The 16,207-nt window shown below is 71.4% G+C and carries 16 protein-coding genes; 11 read left to right on the top strand and 5 right to left on the bottom strand.

Going from position 1 to position 16,207, the window contains the following annotated elements:
* Positions 1-75 precede the first annotated feature (75 nt).
* On the bottom strand, positions 76-771 hold the full coding sequence (locus ACN6LD_RS33025; RefSeq protein WP_319186997.1) for a TetR/AcrR family transcriptional regulator: 696 nt from the start codon (positions 769-771) through the stop codon (positions 76-78).
* Between the two features lie 231 nt (positions 772-1,002).
* Between ACN6LD_RS33025 and ACN6LD_RS33020 the strand changes: the two genes are divergently transcribed.
* Both ACN6LD_RS33020 and ACN6LD_RS33015 read left to right on the top strand, forming a co-directional pair.
* Complete coding sequence (locus ACN6LD_RS33020) at positions 1,003-1,809, top strand: phosphatase PAP2 family protein (RefSeq protein WP_445045087.1); 807 nt, start codon at positions 1,003-1,005, stop codon at positions 1,807-1,809.
* Positions 1,806-2,753, top strand: a complete 948-nt coding sequence (locus ACN6LD_RS33015) for a DMT family protein (protein WP_319186999.1) — start codon at positions 1,806-1,808, stop codon at positions 2,751-2,753. Before ACN6LD_RS33020 ends, ACN6LD_RS33015 begins: the two co-directional genes overlap by 4 nt.
* Positions 2,754-2,852: 99 nt before the next feature.
* On the opposite strand, the gene ACN6LD_RS33010 is transcribed toward ACN6LD_RS33015, so the two are convergent.
* Entirely contained in the window at positions 2,853-3,671 is an 819-nt protein-coding gene (locus ACN6LD_RS33010; protein WP_319187000.1) for a phospholipid scramblase-related protein, read from the bottom strand.
* A 975-nt stretch (positions 3,672-4,646) separates the two neighbouring features.
* On the opposite strand from ACN6LD_RS33010, the gene rhaS reads away from it, so the two are divergent.
* The 4 genes from rhaS (at position 4,647) to ACN6LD_RS32990 (ending at position 8,220) form a co-directional block, all read left to right on the top strand.
* Positions 4,647-5,735, top strand: coding sequence for a rhamnose ABC transporter substrate-binding protein (gene rhaS / locus ACN6LD_RS33005; protein WP_445045086.1), 1,089 nt, complete (start codon positions 4,647-4,649; stop codon positions 5,733-5,735).
* Between the two features lie 283 nt (positions 5,736-6,018).
* The gene (locus tag ACN6LD_RS33000; RefSeq protein WP_319187002.1) at positions 6,019-7,086 is read left to right on the top strand and encodes an aromatic ring-hydroxylating dioxygenase subunit alpha; all 1,068 of its coding nucleotides are present in this window, start codon (positions 6,019-6,021) and stop codon (positions 7,084-7,086) included.
* Positions 7,083-7,289, top strand: coding sequence for a hypothetical protein (locus ACN6LD_RS32995; protein ID WP_319187003.1), 207 nt, complete (start codon positions 7,083-7,085; stop codon positions 7,287-7,289). The genes ACN6LD_RS33000 and ACN6LD_RS32995 overlap by 4 nt, the downstream gene beginning before the upstream one ends.
* The gene (locus tag ACN6LD_RS32990; RefSeq protein ID WP_319187004.1) at positions 7,282-8,220 is read left to right on the top strand and encodes a PDR/VanB family oxidoreductase; all 939 of its coding nucleotides are present in this window, start codon (positions 7,282-7,284) and stop codon (positions 8,218-8,220) included. The genes ACN6LD_RS32995 and ACN6LD_RS32990 overlap by 8 nt, the downstream gene beginning before the upstream one ends.
* A gap of 30 nt (positions 8,221-8,250) precedes the next feature.
* Here the strand turns inward: ACN6LD_RS32990 and ACN6LD_RS32985 are convergent, their stop codons facing one another.
* On the bottom strand, positions 8,251-8,919 hold the full coding sequence (locus tag ACN6LD_RS32985) for an MmyB family transcriptional regulator (RefSeq protein ID WP_319187005.1): 669 nt from the start codon (positions 8,917-8,919) through the stop codon (positions 8,251-8,253).
* Positions 8,920-9,160: 241 nt separating this feature from the next.
* Between ACN6LD_RS32985 and ACN6LD_RS32980 the strand changes: the two genes are divergently transcribed.
* The 3 genes from ACN6LD_RS32980 to ACN6LD_RS32970 all read left to right on the top strand — a co-directional run bounded on the left by ACN6LD_RS32980 (position 9,161) and on the right by ACN6LD_RS32970 (position 10,935).
* A complete protein-coding gene (locus ACN6LD_RS32980) occupies positions 9,161-9,814 on the top strand; it encodes a helix-turn-helix domain-containing protein (RefSeq protein ID WP_057582785.1) in 654 nt (217 codons plus the stop codon).
* Positions 9,815-9,846: 32 nt separating this feature from the next.
* Positions 9,847-10,377, top strand: coding sequence for a hypothetical protein (locus tag ACN6LD_RS32975; RefSeq protein WP_057582786.1), 531 nt, complete (start codon positions 9,847-9,849; stop codon positions 10,375-10,377).
* A 297-nt stretch (positions 10,378-10,674) separates the two neighbouring features.
* Entirely contained in the window at positions 10,675-10,935 is a 261-nt protein-coding gene (locus tag ACN6LD_RS32970) for a hypothetical protein (RefSeq protein ID WP_319187007.1), read from the top strand.
* Between the two features lie 15 nt (positions 10,936-10,950).
* Here ACN6LD_RS32970 and ACN6LD_RS32965 read toward each other — a convergent pair whose 3' ends face one another.
* Together ACN6LD_RS32965 and ACN6LD_RS32960 are read right to left on the bottom strand one after the other, a co-directional pair.
* A complete protein-coding gene (locus ACN6LD_RS32965; RefSeq protein WP_445045085.1) occupies positions 10,951-11,667 on the bottom strand; it encodes a 4'-phosphopantetheinyl transferase family protein in 717 nt (238 codons plus the stop codon).
* Positions 11,664-12,524: a metallophosphoesterase family protein gene (locus tag ACN6LD_RS32960; RefSeq protein ID WP_319187011.1), complete on the bottom strand. Its 861-nt coding sequence runs from the start codon at positions 12,522-12,524 to the stop codon at positions 11,664-11,666. The genes ACN6LD_RS32965 and ACN6LD_RS32960 overlap by 4 nt, the downstream gene beginning before the upstream one ends.
* Before the next feature lie 350 nt (positions 12,525-12,874).
* Here ACN6LD_RS32960 and ACN6LD_RS32955 point away from each other — a divergent pair, with 350 nt between their 5' ends.
* A complete protein-coding gene (locus ACN6LD_RS32955; protein ID WP_319187013.1) occupies positions 12,875-14,023 on the top strand; it encodes an ATP-grasp domain-containing protein in 1,149 nt (382 codons plus the stop codon).
* 169 nt (positions 14,024-14,192) lie between these two features.
* Positions 14,193-15,881, top strand: a complete 1,689-nt coding sequence (locus ACN6LD_RS32950) for a fibronectin type III domain-containing protein (protein WP_445045084.1) — start codon at positions 14,193-14,195, stop codon at positions 15,879-15,881.
* The last annotated feature ends 326 nt before the right edge of the window (positions 15,882-16,207 follow it).

Genomic DNA, 16,207 nt, shown 5'->3' with positions numbered 1-16,207 from the left:
CCCCCCCCCCCCCACCCCGGGGGGTGCGCGCCGCCCCCGTCCCCACGGTGCGGCGCGATACAGGCGGCCGTCCAGTCATCCCTTGGACGGCGGCCTGGGTCCTTGAGGTCCCGGACCGGCCTCGGAGCGGTCCCCCGGCAGGTCGCCTCCGGAGCGCGGGACGAGACCGAGGGCCGGCAGCACGGCGGCCTCCACGAAACGCAGCAGGTACTCCTGGTCCGCGTACTCCCCGTCGACGACCGGGCGGGCGCGGATCACCCCGAACATCTGCGCGGGGACGTACTCCAGCGCAGGGTGGTCACCGGCGATCTCGCCGCGTTCCACCCCGCGCCGCAGGATCTCCCGGAGCGCGTCGATCTCCGGGGCGACGATCGCCTCCCGCAGCGCGCGGGCGAGCTCCTGGTCGCCGGTGACCGCGTGACCGAGGGCCTGCATCAGCTCGGTGTCATGGGTGGACCAGCGGCCCGCGGCCTGGGCGGCCTCGCGCAGGTCCCCGGCGAGCGAGCCGGTGTCGATGCCGGTCAACCGGGCCTGCCGGCGGGAGCGCAGGGCGGCGACGACGAACTGCGGCTTGGTCCTCCACTGCCGGTAGAGCGTCGACTTGCTGCAGCGGGTGCTCGCCGCGACGCCCTCCATGGTGACGGCTTCGTAGCCGCATTCACGGACCTGGTCGAGGACGGCGTCGAAGAACTCCTGTTCCCGCTCGGGAGTGATCTTCGAGCGGCGCGTGGCGGCGGCCGAGTCCGGTCCGTCCGCGGCCTGCGACGTCATCCGCTGTCCCCTCGATTCTCTTCCGCCGGGCGCACCCGTCCGAAGGCGGTGCGGGCCTCCGGTCGGGCCCGGTCTCCAGTGTGGCGCACATCAATCGATACGCCAGTGTACCGGTACGCATCCGTATCGGTACACTGGCGTATCGGTACGACATCGTATCGATGGTGTATGCACGAGCCACCGCCCGGCAGCACCACCTCACACGCACCACGTCAGCGAAGGGGCCGGGGGATGAATGCCCGCACCGAGCCTGCAGAAGCGGAGCCGGTCACACCGGCGAGGCCGCCCGTAGTCCGAGAGCTCCTGCTCGTCGCAGGTCTCTTCGTCGTCTACAAACTCGGCCGGCAACTGGCCGCGGGCCACACCGGCGAGGCCTTCCGCGACGCCCGGGACGTCTGGCACGCCGAGCGGTGGCTGCACCTGCCCGGCGAGGGCTCGGTGCAGTCCCTGCTGCTGCACGGCGACGGCCTGGCCGAAGCCGCGAACGCCTACTACGCGACCGTGCACTTCCCGGCCACCCTGGCCTTCCTGGTCTGGCTGTACCTGCGGCGTCCGGCGCACTACACATGGGCGCGGCGGGTGCTGGCCGCGGTGACCGCCGCCGCCCTGGTGCTGCATCTGACGTTCCCGCTCGCCCCGCCGCGGATGCTGGCGACGACAGGCCTGGTGGACACCGCGCGCGTGTACGGACCCTCGGTCTACGGTCCGCCGCGGACGGACCACCTGTCGAACCAGTTCGCGGCGATGCCCTCGCTGCACTTCGGCTGGGCGCTGATGGTGGCGATCGGCCTGATCGTCGCCACCCGGTCACGGTGGCGGTGGCTGTGGCTGCTGCACCCGCTGCTCACCCTGCTGGTGATCGTGGGCACGGCCAACCACTACTGGCTCGACGCGCTCGCCGCCGCCGCCCTGCTCGGTGTGGCGCTTGCGCTGATCCCCGTACCCCGGCGCACGGCCGGCACGGCCGGCACGGTCGCACCCGGCAAGCGCGCCCACGTCCCGGCCGAGCAGCCGGTCCTGGCCGGAGCGGGCCGATGAACGCCACCCTGGTCGCCGTCGTCCTCTCCCTGTTCTCGGCCGTCGCGTACGCGGCCGCCGCGGTCGCCCAGGAGCGGCTCGCCTCCCGGCACCCCGGTTCGGGCCTGGTCCGCCTGCTCGGCAACGGGGCCTGGTGGTGCTCGGTGGGGCTGAACGCCGCCGCCGCGCTGCTGCACGTCGTGGCTCTGAAGTACGGCCCGCTCACCGTGGTGCAGCCGCTCGGCGCGCTCACCCTGGTGGCGGCGGTGCCGATGGGCGCACGGGTCGCAGGACGCCGCGTCGACGCCGCCGAGTGGCGGGGCACCGCCCTCACCCTGGCCGGCCTGGCCGCGATCCTGGTCACCGCCTCGGGGCCGGCCCCCGAGGACGTCCTGAGCGGGCCGGAGGCGGTGGCCGTGGCGGGGGCGACGGCCGCGCTGATCGGGCTGCTGGCCCGGCGCGGCGCCCGTCCCGGGCTGCGGCACGCGACCGCGTCCGGCTTCGCCTCGGGCGTCGCCTCGGCACTCACCCAGACGGTGACGGTGGCCGCGACGGACCGGTCGGGCTCGCTGCTGAGCATGCAGGTGATCGGGGTGGCGCTGCTGGTCGCGGCCTTCGCGACGGGCGGACTGCTGCTGTCGCAGACGGCCTACCGGGACGGTCTCGGCGCCCCGCTGGCGATGGTGACCCTCGCCAATCCGGTGGCCGCTGCGGCGATCGGCCTCGCACTCCTCGGCGAACGGCTCCAGGGCGGGCTCGCGGGGATGCTCCTCGCCCTCGCGGGAGCCGGGCTCGCGGGGCGGGGCGTGGTGCTGCTGTCCCGGGCCGCACCACACCCGGCGGCCGTCACGGACGAGGAGCACCCGGTGGCGGCGGTGCTGGCGCTGAGGCCGGAGACGGCGTCCGCCGAACCGGCGCTGCTGCCCCGGCCGACGACCGGCCCGGAGCACCTCACCCCGCTGTAGCTCCGGATCGGGTGGCGCCCTCCAGGAGGGTGCCACCCGATGTTCCGGGCGAGCGCCGCCCGCGCCTCCGGGCGAACGCCACCGGTGCGCGGGAGGGCGTCAGCCCAGACCGCGCGCGTCCTGCTTGAGGGCGGTGTCCACGGTCAGGGCGGTGGCCACGACGAGGCTCAACAGCGGCTCGGGCAGCTGGTAGTGGATCTGCAGGACATAGTTGTCCGCGGTGGTGAACATCGTCTTGGCGAGGCCTTCCCAGGTCTTGGTGATCCGGGCGACCTCGTTGTCCGCGTGGTCGACGATCGCGAAGTTCCACGCCCGCCAGTTCTCCGCCTTGATGGCGCCGACCTGCCGGCCGTCCGCGTTGATCGCGAAGTTGATCTTGCCGAAGACGTTCTGCTGGACGATCTCGCCGACCGGCTGTCCGTCGGGCCGGGTCACCAGCACTCGCGACTTGAAGATCTTCGCCGGACGGGTCAGCAGCAGCACCGGCTGCCCGTGGGCGTCGCGGATCTCCAGCCGCTGCGTCAGGTACTGGTCGATGCTTGCCAGGAAGCGCACGATCTTGCGCAGCGTGCTCTGGCCGACCTGGACCACCGAGCCGAGCTGGTTGCCCTGCTGGTCCATCACCTTGTACTCGTTGGTGAGCTCGATCAGCTTCGCCTTCTGGTTCACCACCAGCACCGGCTCGCTGAACAGGGAGCCGCCGCCGGGGCCGCTCGGCGCGACCCCGGCCTGCTGCTGCACCTGGCGCTGGACCCGGGCGTCGGGCCCCGCCTGCTGCGGTATCTGCGGGGCGGCGCCGCCCTTGCCGTCGGCATGGGTCTGCTCGGTCCACTGGGCGCCGTCCCAGTAACGCAGGGTCTGGGCCGCCCCGTGCGGATCGGGATACCAGCCTGCAGGCGTGTTCGAATGCGTGGTCACCGGGGCACACTATCCCGCCCCCACCGGGACCTGACCAGCCCCCGCGATCCGGTGCCCGAGAGCCCGTCGGCATTTCCTGCGCACGACTGAGGGGTACGGCCAAGCCTCCCGCCAACGGCGGCAGTCGGGTCCTCCCGGGCAGACGACTCGTCGTCACCACCGAAGGCGAGACAGACCGATCAGGCACTTCCCCGGCGCGGGCCGAACCGGACGCATGCGTGACCGGGAGGACGCGGCCGCCACGGGCCCCGGAGACAGGCCGGAAGGCAAATGACAGCCGGTCCTCGTCCCGTCCGGACGCCTCACCGAGGCTGCGACACCAAGAAGAACGCAGAGCGGTCACGGGAGTTGGCCGCGGCGGCGAATGAGGGCACGTCGACGAGGAGCGCGGGGAGGATGGCGGGCGGCGGGTGCATCCCGCCTGGATTGAATCGATTCACAAGGCAGAATCATGACCGAATTTTGCGGAAAATTCAGACTGTACAGGTGGTTGACGGTCACAGGGGGAAGCCCTAAGGTCCCGATTTATGCAAGTTGAAAGCATTCAATCGGTCGCGGCGGGCAGGTTACGGCCGCCGAGGACGAGCCGTCCGGGTCCTCCGTCAGACCGCGAACCCTTCGCTGCCGCTGCCGCTTCCGCTCAGCGGTCGGGCGGGTCCGGTCGCATCGGCGACATGGACTAGCGCGCGAGTCCTGCATCTCGTCCGTCAGAGGCCGGCGCCGCCCAGGGGCTGGAGAGCACGTCGATCGCCCCTCCGCCTCGCTGTGAGCCGAGCCAGGCAGAGCCGAGGCATCGGCTCTGTGCCGGCATCGAAAGATCTCAACGCCCCGATCTCCTCAGCTCTTGGGCTCGCCCCCTGATCCAGACCCTTCCGGGTGTCATGCCGGGACGTCTCGTCGATGCACAGCTGCCGGGAGTGCCGGGGAGGCTGCTCGTCCAGCTCCACTCCCCCGCCTCGAGGAAAGAGAAGTGTTTTGAACAATGTCATGACACGCCGGACGGTATCGGCGCTCGCCGCCATTGTCCCGCTCACGCTCCTCACCGCCGCGTGCGGCAGTGAGAATGAAGAGCCCAAGAGCGCTGCGCCGACGAACCCCACCACCGCAAGAAGAGGCTATCCCCTGGATCCCATAAAGACGGCGATGACGATCGCCTTCGTCCCGAAGCAGTTGGGAGGGAACCTCTATTTTGCAGCCGCGAGCAAAGGTGGCAGAGAAGTCGTCGAGAAGCTCGGCTCGACATACAAAGAGGTCGGCACTTCTGACAGTACCGACACAGCAGGGCAGGTGAAATACATAAACCAGCTCACCGACGAGGGAGTCGATGCCATAGTCGTCTCCGCGCAGGACCCCGACGCTCTCTGCGGCGCGCTCAAGCACGCGATGGGCAAGGGCATCCCGGTGGTCACGTACGACTCCGACACACGCCCCGAGTGCCGTAACGCCTTCGTCTCACCTGCCGACCCGGATCAGTTGACCTTTCCGATGGTCCTGTCGCTGGCGCAGCAGATCGACTACAAGGGCGACATAGCGATCCTCAGCGCTTCCGAGAGTGCGACGAACCAGAACAACTGGATCAAGTACATGAAGGAAGACCTCGACACCGACCCACGTTACTCGAGCATCAAACTGGTCACCGTCGTCTACGGCGACGACGATTCCGATAAGTCCTACACCCTCACCGGGAGTCTCCTCAAGAAGTACCCGAACCTCAAGGGGATCATTGCTCCGACCTCTGTCGGCATCACCTCTGCCGCCAAGTACCTGTCACAATCACCTTCCAAGGGCAAGGTCAAGCTGACGGGTCTGGGAACGCCCAATGGCATGCGGGAGTACGTCAAGGACGGCACTGTCGAGAGTTTTGAGCTCTGGGATCCCAGCGAACTCGGAAAACTCGCGGCGTGGACCGCGGAGTCCCTTGCCTCTGGGCAGATCACAGGACGGGAGGGGCAAGGTCTCCGAGGCATGGGCGGGCAGCTCTTCGTGCTCGGAAAAAATGGCGTCGTCAATCTGGGTGATCCGACCGCCTTCACCGCCAAGAACATCAACAAATACAATTTCTAGCATCGGTCTTCCCAGGTGGTCCGCCGACGGAGACGGCGGACCACCTTGTTGCGGGCGACGGAGGCCGGCCAGGTCGAGGGCCCGAGTGTCGTCTCGGGTGGCGCCGCTCCGCCGTCCGCGGAGCTGAACGTCGACAGCCGGAACAGACGCTCCGACCAGCTCTTCCACGAAAGTGCTTCCGTCTGGCAGAAGCCGCCTTGCCCAGCGGTCGCCGTCGTCAGGACCCTGAGTCCAACCACGGCACGCGGGGCGACGGCGCCCCGCCGACAGGGACGGGAACCCCATGCCTCACACCACCGCATTCGCCAGGAACCAGTGGTACGTCGCCGCCTACAGTCACGAGGTCGGCCGCGAGGAGCTGCTCGGGCGGACGGTCCTCGGGGAGCCGCTGGTCTTCTACCGGACCGAGGAGGACGGCACGCCGGTCGCGCTGCACGACCGGTGTGTGCACCGCCGGTTCCCGCTCTCCGAGAGCCGGCTCGACGGCGACCGGATCGTGTGCGGCTACCACGGGTTCACCTACGACACGACCGGCGCCTGTGTGTACGTGCCGGGGCAGAAGCGCATCCCGCGCACCGCCCGGGTCACCGCCTACCCGGTCGTCGAGCAGGACTCCCTGGTGTGGGTGTGGATCGGCGACCCGGCGCTCGCCGATCCGCAGACCGTCCCGCGCGCCCGCCACCTCGACGCCCCCGGCTGGACGACCGTGCGCGGCATGGAGCCGATCGACGCGGACTACGGGCTGCTCGTCGACAACCTCCTCGACCTGTCCCACGAGACGTATCTGCACGGCGGATACATCGGCACCCCCGAGGTCGCGGAGACGCCGATCACCACCGAGGTCGACGAGGGCGCCGGGATCGTGCGGGTGAGCCGGCACATGGACGACGCCGAGTGCCCGCCCTTCTACGCCCGTTCGACCGGGATCGCGGGGCGGATCACCCGGTGGCAGGACATCGAGTACCACGCGCCGTGCCTGTATCTGCTGCACAGCCGCATCGCGCCGGTGGGCGTGCTGCCGGAGGCGGACGGGAGCGACCCGAACGGGTTCCACACCGAGATCACGTACGCGATCACCCCCTCCGCCGACGGCAAGGTGTACGACTTCTGGATGGTCTCGCGGGACTGGGCGACGGACGACGACGAGGTCACCGAGTTCCTGCGGGGCAACAACCACACGGTGGTCATGCAGGACGTCGACGCCCTCAACCTCCTGCAGCGGACGCTGGGTTCGGAGCGGTCGGGCTACCAGGAGCTGAGCATCAACATCGACACCGGCGGACTCGCCGCCCGCCGCATCCTCGCCCGGCTGGTGGAGGAGGGCGACAAGCCGGTGGAGCAGGTCCTGTGAGCAGCCCCACCGGCGAGGTCTACCGCATCGACTGGCTGCCGGGCACCGACGTCCTGCACGGCACCTGCCACTGCGGAGCCGAGCACACCGCACAGGACCCGGTGCAGATGTGGGAGTGGATGCTCGCCCATCCCGAGGGTCACACACCGCACGCATCCGCCCCCGAGGGGCACGAGCCGCCTGAGGAAGCACCTCATGAGTGACGTCCACGAAGTCGAACTCATCGTCGAACGGCGCGAGTCCGCGGCCGACGGCGTACTCGCCCTCACCCTGCGCCACCCGCTGGGCGAGCCGCTCGCGGCCTGGGAGCCCGGGGCCCACGTCGACGTGGTCCTCGGGCCGGGGCTGGAGCGGCAGTACTCGCTCTGCGGCGACCCGGCCGACCGGAGCGCCTGGCGGATCGCGGTGCTGCGCGAGCCGGCCGGGCGGGGCGGGTCGGCCCATGTGCACGAGGAGGTGAGGCAGGGCGACAAGATCCGGGTGCGCGGTCCGCGCAACCACTTCGCCCTGCGCCCGGCGGCCCGCTACCGGTTCATCGCGGGCGGCATCGGGATCACGCCCGTCCTGCCGATGCTGGCGGCGGCCGAGGCGGCGGGCGCCGAGTGGCGTCTGCTGTACGGGGGCCGTACCCGCGAATCCATGGCGTTCACCGAGGAGTTGGCGCGGTACGGGGAGCGGGTCACGGTCGCGCCTCAGGACGAGACCGGTCTGCTGGACCTCGCCTCGGTGCTCGACGAACTGCCCGAGGACGCCCTCGTCTACTGCTGCGGCCCCGGTCCCCTGCTGGACGCGGTGGAGGAGCGCTGCCCGGCCGGGGCGCTGCACGTCGAGCGGTTCCAGGCCAAGGAGCGACCCGCGGGCACGGAGGCCGAGTTCGAGGTCGAGCTCAGGCAGAGCGGCCGCACGGTGACGGTCGCGCCGGACGTGTCCGTGCTGGACGCGGTGCGCGCGGCCGGTGTCGAGGTGCTCTTCTCCTGCACCGAGGGCACCTGCGGCACCTGTGAGACCGATGTGCTGGAGGGCGTGCCGGAGCACCGCGACTCGGTGCTCACCGCCGAGGAGCGGGAGGCCGGGGAGACCATGATGATCTGTGTGTCCCGATGCCGGGGGAGGAAACTGGTCCTGGACCTGTGACCCGCGGGACGCCCGGCCCCGCAGGGGGCGTCAGGCCTCGGCGGCAGGCACCACGCTGAGGTGGCTGGCGGTGCGGCGCACGGCGCGCGTCCTGCGGGCGGTCGGGGCGGGACGCGCCTCGCGCAGCACCATCGTCAGCCGCGTGTACCCCATGTCCCGCAGGGCCCTCGGGGTGTCCTCGACGATGCGGCAGTCCGTGGCGCCCCAGCGCGGGTCGGGATGCACGAGCGGGCGGACCGCCCCGTCGTGCTCCGCGGCCCCCTCGCCGACCGCGCGGATCCAGTGCGGCAGGCCGTACCGGTAGGCGGCCTCCATGATCGGGTCCTGGGCGATCTCACGGCGGATGGCCAGCAGGCCGTGGTCGTGACCGTGCCGCTCCACGGCGGCCGCGAAACCGGCGAGCATCGGCAGGCACCAGCCGGCCTCGTGGTCGCCGAGCACCGAGGGCGCGTCGGGATGGAACAGCACGAAGCGCAGGAAGTTGTCGCCCGGCTGGGCCGTCGGGTGCGGGCCCACCGCACGGAAAAGTGACGCGAAAGCAGCGTTGGACTGCACCACGTCCCAGCGATGGTCGACCACGACGGACGGGAAGGGGACGGCCTCCAGGTAGACGGCGCAGTCCTGCAGATACGCCTGGGCCTCGGGTCCTTCGGGGACGGGACGCGGTACGGACCGCTGCCCACCTGCCTGATATGCCATCGGGAGGTCACCCCTCTTGCCTATGCGGCCTTCACGCGGCGCCCCGATCCTGCTGCCGAGGCGCAGTCATGTCAACTATCGTGGCATTCCATGCTCGTTGACGGCTGAAATTGGCCACAGTTGTGGCGAGACCTGGATGTGAGTTCGAAACACCCGCTACTCTCCACAAGTTCACGGCGACCGTCTGTGCCGATGAGCGTGTCCCGGTGCGAGGGACGTGAGAGACCTAGGAGACCTGTCGGTGGCGGAGGATGGCTTCGAGGTTCCGGGCGCCACGGCGACGGTGCTGCTGTCGGCCGTCGTCGCCCGTGTCGCCGCGCTCGCCGACCGGCTCGGTGTGGCGCACGCGGAGGTCTTCGGCACCGGACGGCTGTCCGTCGCCTCCGGTGTCCCCGAGCCCGTGGTCAGGGCCCTGCTCAGCGGCCGGCCGGCCGGCGAGCCCGATGTGCAGGCCCGCTTCCTGCAGCGCCTGGACCTGCTGCGCCGTACGCGGCTCAAGCCGAACGGCCGCAAGTACACCCAGCAGGAGATCGCCGACGGCGCGGGCATGTCGCGCCAGCAGGCGGGCGCCCTCATCAACGGCGACCGGCGTCCCACGATGGAGCACTGCGACGCCCTTCAGCGCTTCTTCCGCGTGCACGCGGGCTTCCTCACCGCGGAGGACCCCGAGGCGCTCGCGGGGGCGTTGCAGCACACCGAGCAGGAGCTGCTGCAGAAGCTCGCCGCCCGGGAGGCGGCCGCGGCCGCCGAGGACCCGCTGGAGCGGCTGCTGCAGGACCACGGCGTGCGCGGGATCGCCTGGCGTGCCGCTCAGCTGCCCACCGACCAGCACCGCGACAAGGTCGCCGAGTGGCTGGACATGCTCCTGGAGAGCGTGAAGCGGCCCGAGTCGTGATCCGGGGGAGAAGCGTGAGCATCGCGAAGGAAATGCGCCGGCTCAGCGGCGAACTGGTCTCGGAGCTGACCCTCCCGGCCCCCGCCCCGCCGGCCGACCTGTACGCCGCCCTGTGCGACGGGATGAGCAGACGGCGTGGCCGCCCCGTGCACTTCCGGATGGCCCCCTTCCCCGCGGACACGGCCAGCGGGCTGTGGCTCGACATGGCCGACCAGGACCTCGTCGTCATCGAGGAACGCACCGCGCCCGACCACCAGTTGGTGATCCTGGGACACGAGCTGTGGCACATGAAGGCCGGGCACTGCAGCCAGCACGTCGAGGGCGCCGCGGTCGCGGCACGTTTACTCAGCGACGGAGCGGACCTGCGGGCGACGGTGCGCAGCGTGGCGGCGCGCACCCGTTTCGACCTGGCCGACGAACGGCAGGCCGAGACCTTCGGTCTGCTGCTGGCCAGCAAGTGCCGCACCTGGCTGCCGGGATCGTCCCCTCGGGGCCGCGGTCAGCGCGACCACCTGGCGGGCCGTATCGAGGCCTCGCTCGGGTACTTGGGCCCGCAGAACTGAGCGGCGGCGCGATCGGGGGGCGCGCGCCGGGCGCGTTCGTGAGGTGACGGACCTCGGCGCGCCCCGTCCCGATCCGGTCCGGCGGCAGCCCGCGCGAGGGCCTTTCACACAGCTCAGGAGCCGTTTCCCGAACGTGGTTGCGCCAGTGCGGCGGCTGCGCTGAGCGGGCGAACCGGCGTGGAGGCCCGCCGGATTGTCAGTGGTGGGCGGCAAGCTGGGGGTGCGTCGCCGCACGGTGGCGTACGCGCCGTGGGGGCGCGTGGCAGACGACGACGCCGACACGGGGAGAGCCGACCGATGCCCACTGCCGTACTGACCGACCGCGAACGCACCGCCGTCCAGGCCTACCTCCGGCTGCTGCACACCGTGCGCGCCGCCTTCGGCGACGAGGACGGCGGTGGGCGCGTCGGCGCCTCCCGTCCCCCGCACGACCGGCTGCCCCCGGTGGTGCCGCCCGCCGTCCTGGCCGAGGCCGAGCAGGCGCTGGCGGACGCGGGGCTGGCCGGCAACGAGGAGGAGTTCTTCCGGCTGCTGCACAGCTGGTGCCCCGGCAGATGACCGCGGGCGGCCGCCTCAGCGGTGCGGCACCGTGACGGCCGTGGCCACCAGCCCGCGCCGCACGGCCCAGCGGCCGTCGAAGTACTCGACCCGGCGCCCGCCGACCACCGGCCCGGGGACCAGCAGGCGGGCCCGGAACGCGCCCTGCGCTCCCGCGGCCGGTCCGGCGGCGACGGGGGTGAGGCCCGCGTCGGCGCAGAGGTCGATGTCGGCCTCGCCGAAGTCCAGCCACTTACGGGTGAGGGGGAACCACGCCTTGTAGACGGACTCCTTGGCGCTGAACAGGAGCCTGTCCCAGTGGACGTCGGGACGGTGCGCGGCCAGCCGCTCGAGCCGCGCCAGCTCCTCGGGCCGGGCGATGGCGGGCAGGACTCCCTCGGGCAGCGGCCCGTTCGGTTCGGCGTCGACCCCGAGCGAGGCCAGGTCCACGGACCGCGCCAGGGCCGCCGCCGAGTAGTCCGCGCAGTGCGTCATGCTGCCCGTGACACCGTCCGGCCAGCACGGCGCGCCGCGCTCGCCGCGCAGCACGGGCTGCGCGGGCACCCCGAGCTTCTCCATGGCGCGCCGGGCGCAGCCGCGGACGACGGTGAACTCGCGGCGCCGCTTGTCGACCGCGCGGACCAGCAGCGCCGCCTCCTGCGGGTACAGCGGCGTGTTCCCGAACTCCCGGACGCCCTCCTCGCCGAACGCCTCCACCACGACCACGGAAGCGGGCAACAGTTCGTCGATCACGAGACCTCGGCCTCCCGGGGCAGGATGCGCCGCAGGCGGCCCGGCTGCTGCGACCGCTTGCGCCATTCGCGGGGGTAGCCCACCGACACCTCCTCGAAGCGGACGCCGTCCTGCCGGGTCGTGCGCGGGATGTGCAGGTGGCCGTAGACCATGGCCTCGACGCGGAACCGCCGGTGCCAGTCCGCGGTGAGGGCGGTGCCGCACCACATGGCGAACTCGGGGTGCCACAGGATGTCCATGGGGTGACGGTGCAGCGGGTAGTGGTTGACGAGGACCGTCGGCAGGTCCGCCGGGATCGCGGCGAGCCGCCGTTCGGTCGCGGCGACCCGGGCCCGGCACCAGGCCTCGCGGCTCGGATACGGGTCGGGGTGCAGCAGGTACTCGTCGTTGCAGACGATGCCCGTGCCCTCCGCGTAGGCCAGCCCCTCCTCCTTGGTCGTGCAGCCGGCCGGCAGGAACGAGTAGTCGTACAGCAGGAAGAGCGGCGCGACGGCGACCGGGCCGCCGGGTCCCTCCCACACGGGGTAGGGATCCTCGGGGCTCGTCACGCCCAGGTCGCGGCAGAGGTCCACCAGGTGCTCGTAGCGGGCGACTCCGCGCAGGGTGACCGGATCCGTGGGGTACGTCCACAGCTCGTGGTTGCCGGGGGCCCAGACGACCTTGCGGAAGCGGCTCGCGAGGGTCTTCAGCGCCCAGCGGATGTCGTCGGTGCTCTCCGAGACGTCGCCTGCGACGAGCAGCCAGTCCTCGTCGGTCTCCGGGACCATGGCCTCGACGAGCGCCCGGTTCTCCGCATAGCCGATGTGCAGATCGCTGATGGCCAGGAGTCGCCCGGCGGCACCGGCCGTCGACGTCACTTCGTACCCCCGCTCAGGAGCCCACGCTCCGTATCCACATGCACACACCAGTGTGCCCACGAGAACACATTCGCGGCCCCGGTACAAGGTCGGATCACGTCGTCCGCGGGGCCGCCACCAGGCTCCACCTGCGCCGGAGCTCCCCATTACCGGACCGGGCGCCTCACGTGAACAAGATCGGGAATTCCGTAACACCCGCGTTGCACGCGGCACCCCCGGGAAGCCGTATGATCGCCCCAACACCACCGCCATGGACGTCCCTTCCGCAGGGCGGTTTGGTGACCCACCATTCCCCCTGCCCGGGCCGGGCCTGCTTCGCCCTGCCCGCGAACCGTGAAAGGCGGCCTCGCATGGTCTCTCGCGTACGCGTCTGGCTCAACCGCACGTACGCGGAGAACGTGTTCTTCACGGATCAGCTGCGACGAAATCCCAGCGACCGTGCCGTCGAGATCCACGCCACGCACGGTGACGCCGACTCCCCCGTGCTGGCCGCCGCCGACACCGCCGAGCTCGAGCCGGAGGGCCTCTCCCCGGCCGCGTACGTCGAGTACGCGCTGGCCCAGTGCCGGCGCCGCGGCATCGACGTCTTCGTGCCCCGGCTGCACCAGTCGGCGATCGTGGCGCACCGCGCCGACTTCGAGGCGGTCGGCACCGCGCTGCTGGCGCCGCCGCCGGAGGCCGTCGCCGTCTTCCACGACAAGGTGATCGCGTACGAGGCCGTGCAGGCGATCGGCGTGCCCGTGCCGCCGTGGTACCGGATCCGGTCGGCAGACGAACTCGTGGCCGCCGTCGAGGAGTTGGAGGGCGCGGGGCACAAGCCGTGCTTCAAGCCGGCGTCCGGCGCGGGCGGGGTCGGCTTCCGGATGATCACCCGGGCGCCCTTCTCGCTGGAGCACCTCACCGGCTTCCCGAGCCCGTACGTCCAACTGGACTCGGTGGTCGAGGTGCTGAAGCAGGCACAGGAGCAGGACGGGGAGCAGGTCGACTGGCTCGTCATGCCGCGCCTGGAGCAGCCGGAGGTGTCCGTGGACTGCCTCACCGGCCCCGACAACGTCGTGCGGATGGCCATCGGCCGGACGAAGAACGGCCGCCGGCGGGGCTTCACCCTGCACGAGCAGTGGCTGGAGCCGGCGCGGCTCATCGCCGAGGGCTTCGGGCTGCACTACCTGTCCAACATCCAGTTCCGGATGTTCGGCGACCGCCCGGTCCTGATGGACGTCAACACCCGCCCGGCCGGCGGACTGCACCAGCTGTCCCAGTGCGGGGTCAACGCCCCCTGGGCAGCCGTGCAGTTGGCGCTCGGCGAGGAGCCTGGCGAGGTCGTGCCGCCGTTCCTGGGACAGGACTACACGGTGGTGTCGGGCCCGCGGCCGCTGCGCGCGGTGACGCTGCCGCACCAGCGCATGGACGAGGTGGCGGCCGAGCCGCTCCTGCCGGCCATGCCCGCCCCGGCCGACTCCGTCGAGGTCGCGCCGGCGGCGCAGGCGCTGCCGCTGTAGGGCGTGTTTCGAAACACGCCCTAGACAGCCCCGAACGGATATATCGCCCACCGGTATGGACCAATCCCGCCCGTTGTCTTGACAGGCGGATTGGTCCATACCAACTTTGTTGCGCACCCCCTGCACTCCCCTGCACTCCCGAACACCCCCATTCCTTCAGGGAGATCGCGTGCGCAGCACACCCCTCGGACGCCCATGGCGTCGCTTCCTCGCCCTGCTCGGCACCGCCGGGCTCGCCCTCGCCGGCGCCGTGGCCCTGCCGGGCACCGCCCAGGCGGCCAACGTCCTCACCAACCCCGGATTCGAGTCGGGCGCCCTCTCGCCCTGGTCCTGTACGGGCAACCTCGGCTCCGTCGTCTCCTCGCCCACCCACAGCGGATCCAAAGCCCTCATGGGGGCGGTGAGTTCGGGCGACAACGCCAAGTGCAGCCAGACCGTCTCCGTCCGGCCGAACACCGCCTACGCGCTGACCGGCTGGGTGCGCGGCTCCTACGTCTACCTCGGCGTCGACGGCGGCCCCTCCACCTGGACGTCGTCGCCCTCGGCGTACAGCCGGCTGTCGGTGCCCTTCACCACCGGGGCCTCGCAGACCAGCGCCACCATCTACGTCCACGGCTGGTACGCCCAGGGCGCCTATCAAGCGGACGACGTCAGCCTCGACGGGCCCGGCGGCGGGGGCGGCACGGACACGCAGGCCCCCACCGCGCCCGGCGGGCTCACCTCGACCGGCAGGACGTCCTCCAGCGTGTCGTTGTCCTGGAACGCCGCGACCGACAACGTCGGCGTCACGTCCTACGACGTCTACCGCGGGTCCGCGAAGGCGCTCACCGTCTCCGGCACGGCCGCCACGGTCAGCGGGCTGTCCCCGAGCACGGGGTACACCTTCACCGTGAAGGCGCGCGACGCCGCCGGGAACACCTCGGCGGCCTCCGACTCCGTGTCCGTCACGACCAGCGCGGGCGGGGGCGGCGGCACCGGGTTCAAGCAGGCCGCGCCCTACCTGTTCGAAGGGTGGGGAGATCCGCCGAACGTGACCACGGTGATGAACGCGACCGGCGTCAAGTGGTTCACCATGGCGTTCGTCCTGGACGGCGGCGGCTGCAACCCCATGTGGGACGGCAACCGGCCGCTGGCCGGCGGGGTCGACCAGAGCGTCATCGACCAGATCCGCTCCGCGGGCGGTGACATCGTGCCCTCGTTCGGCGGCTGGCAGGGCAGCAAGCTCGGCGCCAACTGCTCCTCGGCGAGCGCGCTCGCGGGCGCCCTGCAGAAGGTGATCGACGCCTACTCGCTCAAGGCGATCGACATGGACATCGAGAACACAGACGAGTTCGAGAACGAGGCCGTGCAGGCACGGATCCTCACCGCCCTGAAGACCGTGAAGGCCGACAACCCCGGCCTGAAGACCATCGTCACCTTCGGGACGTCGACCACCGGGCCGACGTACTACGGCAACCGCCTCGTCGAGCAGGCCAAGTCCCTCGGCGCCGACATCGACGTCTTCACCGTCATGCCGTTCGACTTCGGCGGCGGCTCGGACATGTACGGCAACACCGTGAACGCCACCGAGGGCCTGAAGAACAAGCTGAAGTCCACCTTCGGCTGGGACGACGCGACCGCCTACGCCCACATCGGCGTCTCGGGCATGAACGGCCTGTCCGACCAGCAGGAGAACACCACCCCGGCGATCTGGACCCAGGTCCGGGACTGGGCCGACGCCCACCACATCGCCCGGCTCGCCTACTGGGCCGTCAACCGCGACCGGCCGTGCCCGGGCGGGGGCGTGGTGAGCAACTGCTCCGGCATCAGCCAGAGCACCTGGCAGTTCACCTCCATCACGGCCGGCTTCACCGGCTGAGCCTCCCGGCGAGAGCCGAGGAGCCCGGCCGAAGCCTCCCCCACGGCCGTGAAAGTCCCCCGGATCCCGGTCCGGGGGACTTTTTCCCGCAGGGGGTGTATCAGGGGCGCACCTGCGGACTCTCAAGGGGGAAGGGCCACCGGGGGAACACCGGCCCTTGGGGGGAAGCACAGGGATCGACGGGGGACGCCTCGGGGATCGACGGGGGATCCTCGGGGCACGGGGGAGGGGGGGGGGGGGGGGGGGGGGGGGGGGGGGGGGGGGGGGGGGGGGGGGGGGGGGGGGGGGGGGGGGGGGGGGGGGGGGGGGGGGGGGGGGGGGGGGGG

Source organism: Streptomyces sp. SAS_272, from assembly GCF_052543235.1.
The sequence above is the reverse complement of the archived record's forward strand: the minus strand, read 5'-3'. Positions and strand labels throughout refer to the sequence as shown.

Excerpts from the sequence above, each read along its gene's own strand:
- ACN6LD_RS33025 (WP_319186997.1), bottom strand. The coding sequence starts at position 771 with ATGACGTCGCAGGCCGCGGACGGACCGGACTCGGCCGCCGCCACGCGC.
- ACN6LD_RS33020 (WP_445045087.1), top strand. The coding sequence starts at position 1,003 with ATGAATGCCCGCACCGAGCCTGCAGAAGCGGAGCCGGTCACACCGGCG.
- ACN6LD_RS33015 (WP_319186999.1), top strand. The coding sequence starts at position 1,806 with ATGAACGCCACCCTGGTCGCCGTCGTCCTCTCCCTGTTCTCGGCCGTC.
- ACN6LD_RS33000 (WP_319187002.1), top strand. The coding sequence starts at position 6,019 with ATGCCTCACACCACCGCATTCGCCAGGAACCAGTGGTACGTCGCCGCC.
- ACN6LD_RS32990 (WP_319187004.1), top strand. The coding sequence starts at position 7,282 with ATGAGTGACGTCCACGAAGTCGAACTCATCGTCGAACGGCGCGAGTCC.
- ACN6LD_RS32985 (WP_319187005.1), bottom strand. The coding sequence starts at position 8,919 with ATGGCATATCAGGCAGGTGGGCAGCGGTCCGTACCGCGTCCCGTCCCC.
- ACN6LD_RS32975 (WP_057582786.1), top strand. The coding sequence starts at position 9,847 with ATGCGCCGGCTCAGCGGCGAACTGGTCTCGGAGCTGACCCTCCCGGCC.
- ACN6LD_RS32970 (WP_319187007.1), top strand. The coding sequence starts at position 10,675 with ATGCCCACTGCCGTACTGACCGACCGCGAACGCACCGCCGTCCAGGCC.
- ACN6LD_RS32955 (WP_319187013.1), top strand. The coding sequence starts at position 12,875 with ATGGTCTCTCGCGTACGCGTCTGGCTCAACCGCACGTACGCGGAGAAC.